Source organism: Thalassospira sp. MCCC 1A01428, assembly GCF_002115825.1.
Taxonomy (GTDB): Bacteria; Pseudomonadota; Alphaproteobacteria; order Rhodospirillales; family Thalassospiraceae; genus Thalassospira.
The window spans coordinates 37140-53244 of record NZ_JFJZ01000027.1 but is presented as its reverse complement, the minus strand read 5'-3'; the positions used below and the strand labels follow the sequence as shown (position 1 = coordinate 53244).

General features: G+C 52.0%; 17 protein-coding genes and 2 tRNA genes. 8 read left to right on the top strand and 11 right to left on the bottom strand.

All coding sequences use genetic code 11. The features are described 5' to 3' along the window. Positions 1-141: 141 nt before the first annotated feature. From THS27_RS17975 to rpmF, 3 genes are read left to right on the top strand one after another with little or no spacing between them, the layout of a single operon-like run. On the top strand, positions 142-798 hold the full coding sequence (locus tag THS27_RS17975; RefSeq protein ID WP_139835640.1) for a GNAT family N-acetyltransferase: 657 nt from the start codon (positions 142-144) through the stop codon (positions 796-798). Then, positions 795-1457 (top strand): GNAT family N-acetyltransferase, encoded by a 663-nt coding sequence (locus tag THS27_RS17970; protein ID WP_085593345.1) that lies wholly within the window; start codon positions 795-797, stop codon positions 1455-1457. Before THS27_RS17975 ends, THS27_RS17970 begins: the two co-directional genes overlap by 4 nt. A 41-nt stretch (positions 1458-1498) precedes the next feature. Further along, complete coding sequence (rpmF, locus tag THS27_RS17965) at positions 1499-1678, top strand: 50S ribosomal protein L32 (RefSeq protein ID WP_085593343.1); 180 nt, start codon at positions 1499-1501, stop codon at positions 1676-1678. Between the two features lie 171 nt (positions 1679-1849). Here rpmF and THS27_RS17960 read toward each other — a convergent pair whose 3' ends face one another. Further along, on the bottom strand, positions 1850-2806 hold the full coding sequence (locus THS27_RS17960) for a threonine/serine dehydratase (RefSeq protein ID WP_085593342.1): 957 nt from the start codon (positions 2804-2806) through the stop codon (positions 1850-1852). Positions 2807-3060: 254 nt separating this feature from the next. Between THS27_RS17960 and metC the strand changes: the two genes are divergently transcribed. Then, on the top strand, positions 3061-4245 hold the full coding sequence (gene metC, locus THS27_RS17955) for a cystathionine beta-lyase (RefSeq protein WP_085593340.1): 1185 nt from the start codon (positions 3061-3063) through the stop codon (positions 4243-4245). 80 nt (positions 4246-4325) lie between these two features. On the opposite strand, the gene THS27_RS17950 is transcribed toward metC, so the two are convergent. From THS27_RS17950 to THS27_RS17940, 3 genes are read right to left on the bottom strand one after another with little or no spacing between them, the layout of a single operon-like run. Continuing rightward, positions 4326-5135 carry an iron chelate uptake ABC transporter family permease subunit gene (locus tag THS27_RS17950; protein WP_085593338.1) on the bottom strand — a complete coding sequence of 270 codons (810 nt, stop codon included), beginning with the start codon at positions 5133-5135 and terminating at the stop codon, positions 4326-4328. After that, positions 5128-5967, bottom strand: coding sequence for a zinc ABC transporter ATP-binding protein ZnuC (gene znuC / locus THS27_RS17945; protein ID WP_085593336.1), 840 nt, complete (start codon positions 5965-5967; stop codon positions 5128-5130). The genes THS27_RS17950 and znuC overlap by 8 nt, the downstream gene beginning before the upstream one ends. Then, positions 5948-6424, bottom strand: coding sequence for a Fur family transcriptional regulator (locus THS27_RS17940; protein ID WP_085593334.1), 477 nt, complete (start codon positions 6422-6424; stop codon positions 5948-5950). The genes znuC and THS27_RS17940 overlap by 20 nt, the downstream gene beginning before the upstream one ends. 135 nt (positions 6425-6559) lie before the next feature. Here THS27_RS17940 and hisI point away from each other — a divergent pair, with 135 nt between their 5' ends. The 4 genes from hisI to THS27_RS17920 all read left to right on the top strand — a co-directional run bounded on the left by hisI (position 6560) and on the right by THS27_RS17920 (position 10244). Further along, positions 6560-6961: a phosphoribosyl-AMP cyclohydrolase gene (gene hisI, locus THS27_RS17935; protein ID WP_210402939.1), complete on the top strand. Its 402-nt coding sequence runs from the start codon at positions 6560-6562 to the stop codon at positions 6959-6961. A gap of 42 nt (positions 6962-7003) precedes the next feature. Next, positions 7004-8155, top strand: coding sequence for a GTP-binding protein (locus tag THS27_RS17930; protein ID WP_085593332.1), 1152 nt, complete (start codon positions 7004-7006; stop codon positions 8153-8155). A 357-nt stretch (positions 8156-8512) separates the two neighbouring features. Beyond that, entirely contained in the window at positions 8513-9340 is an 828-nt protein-coding gene (locus tag THS27_RS17925) for an aldo/keto reductase (protein ID WP_085593330.1), read from the top strand. A gap of 184 nt (positions 9341-9524) precedes the next feature. After that, positions 9525-10244, top strand: coding sequence for a YitT family protein (locus THS27_RS17920; RefSeq protein WP_085593379.1), 720 nt, complete (start codon positions 9525-9527; stop codon positions 10242-10244). Positions 10245-10315: 71 nt separating this feature from the next. On the opposite strand, the gene THS27_RS17915 is transcribed toward THS27_RS17920, so the two are convergent. The 7 genes from THS27_RS17915 to THS27_RS17885 all read right to left on the bottom strand — a co-directional run bounded on the left by THS27_RS17915 (position 10316) and on the right by THS27_RS17885 (position 15983). Next, positions 10316-11161, bottom strand: coding sequence for a polysaccharide lyase (locus tag THS27_RS17915; RefSeq protein ID WP_210402938.1), 846 nt, complete (start codon positions 11159-11161; stop codon positions 10316-10318). Between the two features lie 414 nt (positions 11162-11575). Then, entirely contained in the window at positions 11576-13144 is a 1569-nt protein-coding gene (locus THS27_RS17910; protein WP_168184935.1) for a PAS domain-containing methyl-accepting chemotaxis protein, read from the bottom strand. Between the two features lie 428 nt (positions 13145-13572). After that, positions 13573-13649 (bottom strand) — tRNA-Arg (locus tag THS27_RS17905). A gap of 129 nt (positions 13650-13778) precedes the next feature. Beyond that, positions 13779-14072, bottom strand: coding sequence for an ETC complex I subunit (locus THS27_RS17900; RefSeq protein WP_085593328.1), 294 nt, complete (start codon positions 14070-14072; stop codon positions 13779-13781). 106 nt (positions 14073-14178) lie between these two features. Then, a tRNA-Pro gene (locus tag THS27_RS17895) sits at positions 14179-14255 on the bottom strand. Between the two features lie 172 nt (positions 14256-14427). Further along, positions 14428-14874, bottom strand: a complete 447-nt coding sequence (locus tag THS27_RS17890; protein WP_085593326.1) for a DUF192 domain-containing protein — start codon at positions 14872-14874, stop codon at positions 14428-14430. Then, entirely contained in the window at positions 14871-15983 is a 1113-nt protein-coding gene (locus THS27_RS17885) for an acetoin utilization protein AcuC (RefSeq protein WP_085593324.1), read from the bottom strand. Before THS27_RS17885 ends, THS27_RS17890 begins: the two co-directional genes overlap by 4 nt. Between the last annotated feature and the right edge of the window lie 122 nt (positions 15984-16105).

The window sequence follows — 16105 nt, the reverse complement described above, 5'->3', positions numbered from 1 at the left end:
ACCGATATGCCCCGCGCGGCATAAACAAGTGCGGTGCAAGGCGGGGCCGAAATTTTATGAATTGTACCATACCGCTTCATACAGCAATTACACTTGGGTCCCCGGCGCAAGGAACTGCCTGCAACCGGGCCGGAATTGCCCATGACCCAGCCCCCAACCGGCCAGCACCCCCGAAAACGACAACACCGCGCCTGTTGTGACGCAGGTCCGGCTGCCCCACCCCATCCAGCTGCCCCTGATGACGCGGCTCCTGATCCAGGCCTGCAAACACCGCACCCCGTCCGCCCACCAATCCCTGCCGTTGCGAAGCCGGAAAATAGCGCACCCGAACAGGACATTATTATTGAGCGGCTATCGCTTGAGAATGCCGCTGATTGCGACGCGGTAATCAATTTGTGGTATGATGGGGACCTGATTAATCCGGACACCGCAAATGCCCGGGCGCATGATGATTTACAAAACTGTTATGCATCTGGTCGCGGATCGGTACTGATTGCCCGCCAGTCGCCCAAACGACCGGTAATTGCCACCGTTATGGTGGGGCATGATGGCACTAACGGCTGGGTCCATTACCTTGTTGTTGCATCGCGCGCCCGCGGACAGGGCCACGGAGCGACAATGCTGGAAACGGCCGAAAACATTTTATCGGCTGTTGGCCTGAAAAAATGCAAGGTTCACGCGGCATCACCGCGTGCCGCAAAATTTTATCGTCGCCAGGGATATCGGCCATCAATGGCACCGGCCCAGGCCAGCGCCCCTGGCGACGACGGTTTTTTTGAAAAAAGGTTAACCTCATGACTGCAAAGACGCCCGGGAAACTGGAAGTCACCATCACCTATCTGGAAATGACCCATCAGCCAGATCGCCCGGCAGCGGTTATTCCGCCAGGCAAGGTTGCCATTGTGCGGGCCGAGGAACCGACAATATCGTTTTATCGCTATCTTTATAATACGGTCGGCGAACCGTGGATGTGGTGGTTTCGCCGCCAGCTTGGCGATCATGAACTTGAGCCGATTCTCTCAAGCCCGGAAAACCATGTTTATGTTCTTTATGTTGGGGGCGTTCCGGCCGGCTTTGCCGAACTTAGCCTGATCTTGCTGGAAGAAGAACGCCAGATCGACCTTTCCTATATGGGGCTGATCCCGGAATTTATCGGCAAGGGCTATGGCAAATACTTGCTGAACTGGGCTGTGGACACCGCCTGGAGCTTTTCCCCGCAACGTTTGACGGTAAATACCTGTTCAATGGACCATCCATCTGCGTTAGGGGCTTATCAACGGGCAGGCTTTACGGTATATGATCAGCGTACAGAGTTAATCGACGATCCCCGTGACACCGGGCTGATTCCTGCCACCGTAACCGTGGCGAACACGCCTGGCGCCCCAAAATCGCAAAAAGATGGCGAATTTGACAATTCGGATACTTTGATCGTTGACTTTCCCGACCGCGCAAGGTAACAAGCGCCCCTAAGTTTACCCAAGCCTGAGGATTATGACCCATGGCAGTGCCAAAAAGTAAAGTGACCAAGTCCCGTCAGGGCATGCGTCGCTCACATGACAAGCTCGCCGCGGGCTCGTACCGCGAAGACAAAGAAACCGGCGAACTGCATCGCCCGCACCACGTTGACCTGAAGACCGGTATGTACCGTGGTCGTCAGGTCATCGAACCGAAAATGTAATTTACGCCACGGCGGGTTATTACCCGCCTGCGTTATTGCATCGCGGTTTGCGACGCTGTTTTCCGCATCCCCTTTATCGGGGAATGCTGGTTTAAAAAAGGACGAGACCGCAAGGTTTCGTCCTTTTTTATTGCCTGATCGATAATCTCATGCCCGGTAAGAGACTGTTACCTATTGTCCGTCAGTTCCGGTGCCACACACGATAATGCCGGTTTTGCCCGGGTCAACATAGCCAAGTCGCCCGTGCATTACCGCGGCAATCCCGGCGGCTGCCGACAATTCAACCGACAACCCCAGATCACGCCACATCCAGCCTGCGGCGGCGCGCATTTCATCGTCCGATACCAGGACAATACGATCGACATTTTTACCGATCAAATCGACATTTAATGCAGATGACTGGCGGGGGGCCAAACTGGTTGCTGCGGTATTGACCGAAGGCAATGTAACTACTTCGTTGTTTTTCAGGCTTTCAAACAGGGTCGGGGCTCCTACAGGTTCAACCCCGATAATGCGAATACCGGGACGCAGCATTTTTGCCGCTGTTGCCACACCGGAAATCAGCCCGCCGCCCCCAACGGCCACCACCAGCGTATCAAGATCGGCACGCTGTTCGAGCAGTTCCAGCGCAATTGTCCCCTGCCCCGCAATAACATTAGGGTCGGCAAAAGGATGGATATAGGCCATACCGGTTTCGCGCGCATGGGCGATGGCGGCATGGTTGGCCTCGTCCCAGACGGCACCGTACAATGTTACATCAACACCCGATTTTCGCAGTTTAGTGACCTTGGGCTTGGGTGTGTTGGTTGGCAAAAATATTTTAACCGGCACATTTAAAACACGTGCCGCGTTGATAACCCCCATGCCATGGTTGCCGCCCGATGCCGTAACAAGCCCGTTTTTTAGAACATCCCCTTCAAGGTTAAGCGCTGCATTCATCGCCCCACGCGCCTTGAATGACCCTGAAATCTGCAAATTCTCCAGTTTCAAAAACAAATCGGGGAATGTGACACCACCGTTTTTATAAGCCGCCCCAAAATCGGGCTGACCAATGGCAAAAACCGGCGTGACACGCATGTGAGGCGAAATCATACGGCGGGCTGCCCGAAAATCCTGAAGCTGAAGCACAAAACCTCCCTTGCAAAGCTGATAGCGGTTTTACATCATTTATCATCCTCGATGCGAGCCGCAATCGCAGGGACAAATTTACACCATCGCCCGTGTACGGCAAACAGGCCGCACCGGGCAACCAACATGCAAGATCTGGCCCATATCCACATCAAATTACCGTAAAAATCCTTGATCCCAATGCCTTGAGATGCTTTGTCTTAGCGAACAAATGACACATTGGTCGCCTTATTAGCGGCAAGGAGAAATGCCTTATGTCTACTGACAAAAATTTTAAATCATCGACACGGCTGGTTCATGCCGGGCGCCGGTCCAGCGAATATCATGGTGTGGTCAACCCGCCGGTTTTACATGCCTCGACCATTTTGTTTGAAAACCTTGAAGCCCTGGACAACGCCTCGCCCTTCCCGCACGGCAACAGCTTTTATGGCCGTCATGGCACCCCGACGCGCTATTTGCTGGAAGAAGCCATTGCCGAGCTGGAAGGCGGCCACGCCACCCTCTGCCTGTCATCAGGGGTTGCAGCCATTACCAATGCCATTCTGGCATTCGTTAAACCCGGCGACCATGTGCTGATCTCGGACAGCACCTATTTCCCTACCCGCAACCTTGCCAATACGTTTTTGAAAAAATTTGGCGTCGATGTCGAATATTACGACCCAACGCTGGGGGCTGATATTGCCGGTCTTATCCGCGATAATACCACCGTCATCTGGTGCGAAAGCCCCGGGTCGCTGACCTTTGAAATGCAGGATATCCCGGCCATTGCCAAGGCCGCACACGCCAAAAACGCCAAGGTATTGCTTGATAACACCTGGGCCTCGCCCACACTGTGCCGCCCGTTTGAGATGGGTGTGGATGTATCGGTTCAGGCCGGTACAAAATACATTGTCGGCCATTCCGATGTCATGATGGGTACCATCACCACCGCCACTGAAGAAGATTTTGTCACTTGCAAAAAGCAGGTTATCTTGTCGGGCGATTCAATTGGCCCGGATGACTGTTATCTGGCCCAGCGCGGGTTGCGCACCCTTAATGTGCGAATGCGCCAGCATCACGAATCCGGCCTTGCCATTGCCAAATGGTTGCAAACCCGTCCCGAAGTAAGCCGCGTATTACACCCCGGCCTGCCCGATGACCCGGGACATGCAATCTGGAAACGTGATTTTATTGGGGCCAGCGGCCTATTTTCCTTCATCCTGCACCCGGTCACCCGCCCACAACTGGCCAATATGCTGGACCATATGGATCTGTTTGGCATGGGCTTTAGCTGGGGCGGGTTTGAAAGCCTGCTTTTGCCATCTGACCCGAAAAAAATCCGCACCGCCACGACGTGGGACGACCCCGGCCAACTGGTGCGCATTCATGTCGGGCTGGAAGATACTGACGATCTGATCGCCGATCTGACCGCCGGATTTGAACGGTTGAAAACGGTTTAATCAGTAATGACCGATCATAAAAAACGGCGCGGATGGTTATTTTCCGCGCCGTTTTTTTTATTTATCCTGTTTTCCGGGGGCTAGCCCGATATACGGGCCAGACGGCGAAAAACAGGGGCAATCGCACTGCTGATTAAAAACAACCCTGCGGCCGAGATCACAATGCTGGGGCCTGCCGGGCTGTCGATATGCCATGACAGCGCGATACCGGCCAAAACCGCTGCCACACCAAACAAGGCAGCACCGATTGCCATTTGTTCGGGCGTGCGCGAAAAAAAACGTGCACTGGCGGCAGGGACGATCAACAAGGCCGTAATTAACAACACACCAACAATTTTAATGGCAATGCCAATCACCAGCGCCATTAACAACATGAAAACAACCCGCAGCCATTCAACCTTTACCCCCTCAACAGCGGCAATTTCGGGTGAAACGGTTAAGGCCAGAAGCGGTCGCCACATCCAGACAAGAGCGGTCACAGCAGCCCCGCCCCCAAGGCCCAGCAACCATAAATCGGTGGTATTGATCGCCAGAATATCCCCGAACAAATAGGCCATGATATCGACCGCGACACCCTGTACGAAGGCCAGCGCCACCATGCCCAGGGCCAGGGTTGAATGGGCCAGCATCCCCAAAACCGTATCACTGCCCAGTTTACTTTGCCGTTGCCCAAGGGCCAGCAACAAGGCCGCCATCAGGCAGGTGACAATCATGCCAAAACGCACATCAATGCCAAACAGCAACCCGACAGCCACACCCAACAGGGCGGCATGGGCCAGCGTGTCGCCAAAAAAGGCCATGCGTCGCCAGACAATGAATGTGCCAAACGGACCACACACAAGGGCCAGCAACACACCACCCGTTATGGCGCGCACCAGAAAACTATCCATGGAAATGTTCCTTGACCTTATCGCCCTGCCCCACCTGGTTCACCATATTTTTGGTAGTATGGTTGGTATCACCATGGGAATGATTATGGCCGTGATCATGGCCGCAACCACCCACCACCTGCCCCGACAAATCATGCTCGTGGTGGTAAATGCCAATGGCATCGGCGGCCTGATAGCCAAACAGCGATCGGTATTCGGGGTGCTGGCGCACGGTTTCAGGCAGGCCTGAACAACAGACATGGCGGTTAAAACATACCACCTTGTCCGTCTTGGCCATGACCAGATGCAAATCATGCGAAATCATTAAAACCGCACAACCCTGATCGCGGCGAATGGTTTCGATCAAACGATACAAGTCCGCCTGGCCGGCCACATCAACACCCTGGGTCGGTTCATCGAGCACCAGCAAATCAGGTTTGCGCAACAGTGCGCGGGCCAGCATCACACGCTGGGTTTCCCCACCCGATAAATCGCCGATCTGGCTGTTTAAAACCGCACTTGCCCCCACCTGTTTCAAGGCGTCAACCCGGTCTGACAGGCTGGCATGATGGGTCAGGTTTAAAAACCGTTTCACCGTCATCGGTAAAACCCGGTCAATTGCCAGTTTTTGCGGCACATAACCCACGCGCAGGCCGGGTTTGCGGGTAATTACGCCGCGCTCGACAGCCTGCAAACCCAACAACGCCTTGACCAGGGTGGATTTCCCCGCTCCATTTGGCCCGATCAGGGTTATAATTTCACCGGCCGAAATCGCCAGACTGACATTATCAAGAACCGCCTCGCCGCCAAAAGACAACGACAGTTCCTGCCCCTCAATGAGCGGCACAGTCATGGCATAGCCCCTTGATTTCAATGGTGGTGGCTTCGATTTTAAAGCCGACGATGCCGGCAGCGGTACGTACGGCGCGGCTCATGTCTTCGTTCACGGCTTCGGCAACACGTCCACAATTACGACAAATAAAATATTGCCCCAAATGTTCGCAATCAGGCATATCGCAGCCAAAATAGGCATTTAGCGATTCGATACGGTGAATAAGCCGCAACCCGACCAGAAATTCCAGTGCCCGATACACCGTAGGCGGCTGCGCCCGAACCCCTTCGGCCTGCAACGCATCGAGCAATTCATAAGCAGTGATCGCCTTGTGTGACTGCCAGATCAGCGTAAAAACGCGGCGACGCATATTGGTAAAGCGGGCATTGTTTGCCTCGGCCACAATTTCGGCCTGGTGCAGGGCACTATCGATACAGCGACCGTGATCATGCCCCTTGTCGGGGAAAAGGTCCGTCATTGTTGCGAGATCCTGGTGACATGTGATTATTAAGATCGCGATTAGGGATCGCTTTTATTGAAGTGTTATATTATATCATTTCGTCAAGAGCCAACAGACAATTTAACTTTTGCCGATATGCCGGAGCCCGCCCAAATGACCGCGCCCTTTGCCGACATTGCCGACCGTTTGAAATTTAATGAACAGGGATTGATCCCGGCCATTGCCCAGCAGCACGACAGCGGCGAGGTTTTAATGATGGCGTGGATGAACCGTGACGCCGTGATTGAAACGTTAACGACCGGACGTGTCTGTTATTTTTCACGGTCGCGCAACAAACTCTGGCGCAAGGGCGAAAGCTCCGGTCAGGAACAGCGTCTGGTTGATTTTCGCTATGACTGCGACCAGGACACCATTTTGGTGCAGGTTGATCAAAAAGGGGTGGCCTGCCACACCGGGCGGCGAAACTGTTTTTATTTTGCCGTGCGCAACGGGGTGGAAACCATTATTTCCGAGCCGGAAATTTCGGTTGAAGACCTTTATGGCACCAAAAAATAATCCGCTTCCACAAATTTCAATCGCGACCACAAAGGTATGATCATGGCGATCCGGGACGAACAAAATGAACGTATTGCGGCAACGGTTATTACCGGCTTTTTAGGCAGTGGGAAAACCACCTTGCTAAATGCGTTACTATCGCACCCGGGCATGGGCAATACCGCCGTTCTGATCAATGAATTTGGCGAAATCGGCCTGGACCATTTACTGGTGCGCGAAATTTCCGAAGATGTGGTTTTACTTAATTCCGGCTGTATTTGCTGTTCCGTACGTGGGGATCTGATCAACGGCTTGCGCGATTTGTTTTTGAAACGCACACGGGGCGAAATTGCCGCCTTTGACCGCGTGATCATTGAAACCACCGGTCTTGCCGACCCGGCGCCGATCCTGCATACCCTGATGACTGACCCGCTTCTGATCAACAAATTCCGCCTTGATAGCGTGGTAAGCACTGTTGACGGAATTTATGGCAACAAACAGCTTGATGACCATGCCGAAAGCGTCAAACAGGCTGCCGTCGCCGACCGCATTTTGATCACCAAAGCCGATTTGGCGACCGGGGATGATTTGGAAACCCTGGAAAAACGCCTGCACAGCCTTAACCCGGCTGCGCCACGTTATCGCGTGCATTTGGGCGATATTGCCCCCGACAAACTGTTTAATGCAGGGCTTTATAACCCCGAAACCAAGTCGCTTGACGTGCAAAAATGGCTGCGCGACGAAGCCTATGGCGATGACAGGGGTGCAGGGCATAATCACAGCGACGAACACGAACACGAACACGAACACGAACACGAACACGAACACGAACACGAACATCATCATCAACATAGCCATAATGTAAACCGGCATGACGACCATATTTCGTCATTCTGTCTGACATTTGATGAACCGCTGCACTGGGATGCCTTTGTAACATGGGCTGAAATATTTACCCAAATGCGCGGCGAGAATCTGTTGCGGATAAAAGGCGTGCTGAACATTGCCGGTGAGGACAAACCGGTCGCCATTCATGCGGTGCAACATATATTTCATGCACCCGCCACCCTTCCTGCCTGGCCCAGCGATGATCATCGATCAAAACTGGTGTTTATCACCCGTGATCTGGGGCCGGATGTTATTCGCCAGTCTTTGCTGCAATTAAATGCTGCGGCGATTGAAACGCAGGGCCAAAACACCCCCAAATCCAATTAAATCAGCCAATTTGACGCATATCAAGGTATAGGCACCGTCGACCTGTCAGGTTAGGGAAGGCTTGATACAGCCTCACTCTAAGTCCTGAAACTTTATAGCCGGTCGCGGCATTCACGGCCGGCTTTTTTCCTGTTTTCAGCGGATTTTACAGGCGTTCCACTCCCCTTTTCCGCACAGGTATCAATCCCTCATCCCCCCGTACAGGTTGCAGATCATTTGATCTAAACTAATTCTCGGATTAAAATCACACTTAAATTGCACCATGGTTTTTGAAGCACAGGCATCACAGGGCCGCAAAATACGCCCATTTGTGCATCAACATGGCAAAATGACAATCATACACAGGGGATACGCACCATGATCACACGTGACATTCACGGGGTTTCGATACCTGCGCTTGGCTTTGGGACCTTCCAGCTTGATCCGCAGGCCGCCGAAACCATGGTGGCAAAAGCCGCCGAGATCGGATATCGCCATTTTGATACAGCCCAGATGTACCATAATGAAGATGGCGTTGGCCGGGGCTTAAAAGCAAGCGGCCTTGCGCGCGATGATTATTTCCTAACCACCAAGGTATGGCCCGATCAATTCCAAAGCGGCGACCTGCAAACGTCCGTAGTCGAATCTCTGCGCAAGCTCGACCTTAACCATGTTGATTTGTTATTACTGCATTGGCCCAACGACGACATCCCGCTTGAGGAAACCATTGCCGCCCTTAACGAAGTACGCAATCTGGGCATGACAAAACATATCGGCATTTCAAATTTTCCAACGGCCCTGATCGAAAAGGCGGTGGCCTATAGCAATCTGCCCCTTATGTGCAATCAGGTAGAATATCACCCGTACCTGTCGCAAAAGGCGGTGATGGCGTGCCTGAAAAAGCACGACATGTTACTGACCGCCTATTGCCCGCTGGCGCGTGCCGAAGTGCTAAAGGATGATACCCTGATTGCGATTGGTAAAACCCACGGCAAATCGGCAACGCAGGTAACCCTGCGCTGGTTGATGCAACAGGATGGGGTTATGGCCATTCCCAAGTCGGGATCGCCCAAAAATGCCAAAGCCAACTTTGATATTTTTGATTTCGAACTTAGCGATGCGGAAATGGCCCAAATAAATGGCCTTGCCCGCCCCGATGGCCGCATGATCAACCCTGATTTCGCCCCGAAATGGGATGCGGCATAAATTTCCCACGCAAATTGCCGCACAAAACCACCCGGACCGGCCCTTAAAAGGCCGGTCTTTTGCGTTTACGCTGCCATTTAAGGCATAAAACAGCGAATAAAAGACCCGTTGATGCCCGTGCTTGTTTCGCACCTGCGAAATACGTAACATTCGGCTATCCTCAAACATATCAATGATGGTGGCAATGGCCGAAATTCAGCAAACCCAGCCGGACCTGTCGACGATACCGGCAAATGCCGATCAAAACACGGCAGAAGGTGCGACAACCGATGCAGCACCGCCGCCAACGCCAGACAAGCCCGCAAACTTACCAGGGCATCGCCTGTATGAAGATGCGATTGCCCTTATACTGGGCACATTGATTGTTTCGCTGGGGATCACCTTTTATACGCAGGCCGTTTTAATTACCGGCAGCACGGCGGGTGCAGCCCTTTTGATCCATCATGCGAGCGGGCTTGGTTTCGGCATTGTCTTTTTTGCCTTGAACCTGCCGTTTTACTGGCTGGCCTTTAAGCGCATGGGATGGGAATTTACCCTTAAAACCTTTATCGCTGTTGGCCTGGTATCAGCGTTCTCCCGCCTGACACCCCTTTGGATCAGCGTTGATATGCTGCATCCGCTTTACGCCGCACTTATTGGCGGGGGGTTAATGGGCGTTGGTTTGCTAATGCTGTTTCGGCATCGCGCGGGATTGGGCGGTATTAATATTCTGGCCCTGTATTTACAGGAACATCATGGCATTCGTGCCGGTTATTTCCAACTCGGCATTGATGCCAGTATTATGGTTTGCGCCCTGTTTTTATTGCCGTTTGACAAAGTACTGTTGTCGCTGGCCGGGGCCACTGTTTTAAACCTGATCATCGCCATCAACCATCGTCCGGGCCGGTATTTTGGCGTGCGTTAATCTGCAGAACCATTTTGAACCTTAAAATCATCTCGCGATATCAGGTTATGATCTCAAAGAGACAAAACGTTCTATTGCAACAGTTCTGATCGGCTGTTGGCGCGCTTGACATTTTTAAAATAAACCGTTTGCGCTGGTACTTTATCGGTTTCATTGGCGTTTTGATAACGCGAAACAAAGGACCGATACAGGCCATACTTAAAGTAAACCTTATCCGCCGTCATGGTCGGCCCGTGATAATCAAATTTAAGGATATTATCGGCCCATACCTGCAAAACACCGTCCGAACCTTCCGTCCAATGGGCATACACCGTAATATCGTGCCAACGCCCCCGCAAAACATCATCATTGAACAGTGTGTGATACCGGGGCTTGCTGCCGGTTACATGATTGTCAATGTGATAACCGGACTGATCAATTTCAAACATCCACGCCGGATGACTACCTTCCTGATGAAACTGGCCCAGTGCCACCTTTGTCGGGGCGACATTGGCAAAATTATCAGGGATATAAAGCGACCAGCCATACCAGTATGAACTACCTTGCGGGTTACGGTCGCCGCGCTCGCTTAGTTCTGAACGTTCCCGGTCACGGCCACAATCAATGGCGTTTTCACCCCCGCAATCACCGGGCCGCACCTCAAACCGTTCAACCACAGTTGTGCTTGCATCCGGTTTATTACCAGGTGCCAGAACGGGATCTGCCACCTGTTGATACCCATAGGTTTTATCATTTAACGACCGTACAAACGGGCCAAAATTACCGCGCAACACCTGATCGGGTGACACTGCAGGCAACGAAACACTACCCGCATTTCCCACCATGACCCGGTTATTGGCAACAGCGGCCCCTGCCGCCAACGCTGTTATCAGCAACACACCGAAACATAACACCTGCCATCCCGTTTTTCGCGACATCAAGGCACATCCCATCGCCATTAGCCAAAGGCAATGTGACGTGTGATCATGTCGGCATCACGGCGAAAACAGGCGCCCTGACCAGACTTTCGCCGTAATTAACGCTGGCCCCGCGACACGCGCATAACCACCGGTCGCACGGCGGGAAAAACACCCTCCAGCCCATGCAAAACCTGCAGATCATTTATTGTTTGATAAGGATGCAGCAAAGTATTGTGATTGGCACAAAACACACACCATCATTGCGGTGTGATAACGGCAAAGCACTATTATGATATCAGCGATTATTTTGTAATTCCGCGCACACAATTTGTCAGTTCGACAATTCCCTGAAAAACGATATCGATATTGCGGGAAATGTCCTTGGTAACCGCTGTTTGTTCCTCAACCGCCGAAGCAACGGCATTTACATAATCACTTACAGAACTGGCTGAACTGGCGATATCCTGTGTCGAGGTTGTCACCCGCCGGGTAATACTTTTGCATGGCATCAATCTGCGTTGCGATCTCGTCTGTTGCCCTGGCCGTCTGGGTTGCAAGACTTTTGACCTCGCCTGCCACCACAGCAAACCCCTTGCCCGCATCACCGGCCCGTGCCGCCTCGATTGTCGCATTTAAGGCCAACAGGTTAACCTGATCGGCCAGATCCCGAATAATACCGACAACTCCCTCCATTGCTTCCGAAGTTTGTTCAAGATCGACACGTACCTGTTCTGCGGCATCACTTCTGGCAACAATCTCGTCAGCGACAGCTTGGGTTCTTTGCATGTTTAAGCTAATTTCGCGAATGGAGCTCAGCATTTCCTCGGACGAACTGGCGACGATCTCGGCACTTCCCGTAGAGTTTTCGGCCAATCCTGCCAAAACGCCGCGAGCATGAACCTGAAGGGTAATATCGGAAGCAAATTTAACCACCTTGAACGGTTTGCCGTTCAGGTCCAGAACAGGGTTATAACTTGCGTTGATCCAGACTTCCTTGCCGTCTTTTGCAATACGTTTGTAGTTCGATTCCAGAAAATCTCCGGAACGCAACGTTGCCCAGAATTCCTGATATTCCTTACTTTGGGCATAGTGTTTCTCGACAAACAACTGATGATATTTGCCTTTGATCTCGTCTAGCCGGTACCCCATCAGATCAAGAAATTTCTTGTTGGCATCCAGAATTTTGCCGTTCATATCAAACGAGATAACAGCCTGTACTTTATGAATGGCAGCAATTTGCGCAGCAGCATCAAGCGACGTCATTTTTTGCGTTGTAATGTCGGTAGCATATTTCACAACCTTGAACAGTCGCCCTGCCATGTCAAAAATTGGATTGTAGGATGCCTGAATCCAGACTTCCCTGTTTCCCTTGCCAAACCGCTGATACTCGGCAGACATATATTTTCCTGCCGATAGCTGTTTCCAGAATTCCTCATATTCCCGGCTTTTCGCAAACTCTGCCCCCACAAAGATTTTGTGGGGCTTGCCCTTGATCTCGTCAAGGCGATACCCCATCGCCCCTAAAAAATGGTCGTTGGCATACAATATCGTGCCATCAAGCGCGAATTCGATCACAGCCTGGGATTTACGAATGGCATCAACCTGCCCTGCATAATCGGCATTTTGCAGTTTTTGCTGGGTAACATCAGTCGCGATCTTGAATATCTTGCAGGGATTACCGCGGCGATCCAGCACCGCATTATACGTAGCCTGCAGCCAGACCTCATGGCCGTCCCGGGCAATCCGGCGAAAGACCGCGGTAAAAGATTCGCCTGCCTTAAGTCGCTGCCAGAACTCCTGATATTCTACTGAACCGGCATCTTCCGGTGCCATGAAAATACGATGATGCTGGCCAACCACCTCGGCTCGGTCATAGCCCATAAGCTTTAAGAACAGCGGGTTGGCATCAACAATTTTGCCATCAATTGTAAATTCGATCGTCCCTTGAGAATGCTTGATCGCGTCAAGAATATGATCCGCATCAGATCGGATACCAAACATGGAGCCCCTCCGCACAACCGTCATTGAACTGCGCTACCCCGCGCTTTCCCGACATGACACCTTGATTATTTACGAACAGTTGCCGGGTACAAAACCGCCAGCCCAATGGAAACACCCCTTTATAACCGATCATTCCATAAGACCCTGATTGCATTCACACACAACCGACCTTCGACATAAAATGCACAGATAAACATATTGGGGTGCGCAATTGGACTTTTAATAGCACCGGCAGCATTTTAATATAATTTGCATGCCATAGCGCAAATGCAATCATTCCGTGTGCGCAAAAGGCAGGGGACCGTGGCAAAACCATACACAAAGCACCGCATCACCGCCCTCTCGGATCAAACCTGATCGCAGCACCACTTGCAAGCGCCCAAAACAAAAGGCTTGGGAACCATAAGCTCCCAAGCCTTTGAATTTATTGGCGATCCCTGCAGGACTTGAACCTGCAACCTACAGATTAGAAGTCTGTTGCTCTATCCAGTTGAGCTAAGGGACCGTAGAGCGGGACTACAGGAAATTTACAAATCACACATAGGTGCAACTGCAATCTCAAACCCGGTTTCACAGCAAAACGGGGCGATAATCGCCCCGTGGTCCGGCTTGAAAAACAAACCCGGCAAATTAATCAGACAACACGCTTGAAAGCGAAATTGTCGGCATAGGATTTAAGCTGAATTTTGCGGCTTTTCGGCTGTTCGATCTCGGCAATCAGATTATGCTTGGCAGCAAACGCCTGTGCTTCTTCGAGCGTATCAAATTCCATCCGAACCTGACCACGGGTATCGGTTGACCCGATCCAGCCCATCAGATGATCCGGAAGTTTTTGGGCGCGGGGTTCAAATTCCATAACCCAATGCTTGGTCGCGGCGCGGCCGGACTGCATGGCATTTTTCGCGGGTTTGAAAACACGAACCTTCATCGACACCCTCGTTTAACTTGTCAACTGGCTGAAATACGACGTTACAAAATTCAGTCTACACCCAATCGGGCAACTTGAAAATGCAATCACCCGTTTCAAGATGAAATGGTCGGGAAGGCGGGATTCGAACCCACGGCCCCCTGCTCCCAAAGCAGGTACGCTACCAGACTGCGCCACTTCCCGACACGGGGAGGGATTTAGCACCTTAATCTGTTCGCGGCAAGCCCGGTTTAATGCTTTTTATCACCTTTTTTACAACAACATGTCGTTTTGGCGTTTCAAACAAAACCGGCAAGGGCAAACCAGATCGCGGAACCCGGCATAAAGCCGCCCCACCCTTTAAACCAACACGCTATTAACGCGGCAAACCATCAACCGTATCGCCAACCTTGAAATCAAACTTGTCGGCCAGCCCCGCGTTTAGTTCCAGAACGAACCGTACCGGGCGCGGTGCCGAAATGATCGCTTCGGATTTTGGAACCGTGCGCGGCGCAATACCAACAATTTTGCCATCTTGCCCGATAAACAGCATATCAAGCGAAATAAACGTATTTTTCATCCACATCGACACATCGCGTGGTTGGCCGAAATCGAACAACATACCGTTATCGTCTTCCATGTGGGTCCGAAACATCAACCCCCGCGCCCGTTCATCGGGGCTTAAGGCAAGTTCCACATTAAAGACCTGTCCGTCGACCAAAAGACGCGATCGCTCAAAACCTGTGGCTTTTGCATTCAGGCCAGCCATAACCGCCGCACTGACAAAAAAGAATACAAACACCGTTTGAACGAAAGACTTCATACCCCATACCCTTTAAGAAACTGCACATGACCCCGGACTTCCGCCCGGATTTCCCCACCCCGCCAATCATCGGCAAGAGTTGTAAGCAAGTTGGCCGCCGGCTGTCTGCCAAGACGATGCGACCATTTTATGTCACGCAGTATTTCTTCTGCCGATTCCGGTAATTTTTCCGGAATTTCATTATTATTCACAGTTGCCCATATCCCGGCCCAACATCGGGCCACCCCGTAGGGATTGTATCCACCGCCGCCTAACACCATCAGTCGCGGTGCTATTTTTGCAAACTCCCTTACCACTTCCCAAACAGACTGGTTTCCCAGCATTTGTCGCGATTGAGGATCTTCTGCCAGCGCATCACACCCACATTGTAAAACCACCGCCTGCGGGCCAAAGTCTGCCGCCAGTGGCAATAAATACTCAAACAGCACAAAACGCATTTCATCGTCATTCATACCCGCAGGTATTGGCACATTGCGCGCCATGCCCCCGGCCATGTCGGTAACAGCGCCGGTTCGCGGCCATAAATCATGCTGATGAACCGAAACTGTTAAAACCCTGTCGTCATTTGTAAAGGCAAGCTGCACCCCGTCACCATGATGCGCATCAATATCCACATACAAAATCCGCTCCAGCCCGCCATCCAGCAATGCCAGAATGCCCAGCACCGGATCGTTAAAATAACAAAACCCCGATGCCTCGGCGGCGCGACCATGGTGGGTCCCGCCCGCCGGATGATGGACAATGCCACCATCACGCAAAAACTCTGCCGCCAAAATCGATGATCCTGCCGACGTTGCCGGACGCCGGAAAATTTCCGGGTATATCGGGTTGCCGTTTTTCCCCAGCTTGTAGCGTTCCATCATATCGTCGGGCAGGCTTTGATCCCGTTCGGCCTGCATAACGGCAGCAATATAATCCGGCGCATGAAATCGTGCCAATTGTGCCGGTGTGGCCAATGGTCCGACAACATAATTATCCGCATTCACCCAGCCGAGCGCATGGACCATGTCAACCACCAGTGACACCCGTGGAATACCCAATGGATGTTTGGGACCATAGGACGAACCGCGATAAATTTCGGCGGCAATCATACGTGGCGGGTAGACCATAAAATGCCAGGACACCAGGGCGTGAACAAATGCAACGAAACAACCAAGACCAAAGTATAGCCTTAACGGCCTCTGATATTAGGGTTTGCAGAAGCGTGCATAAATTTCAAGGGGGAATACGC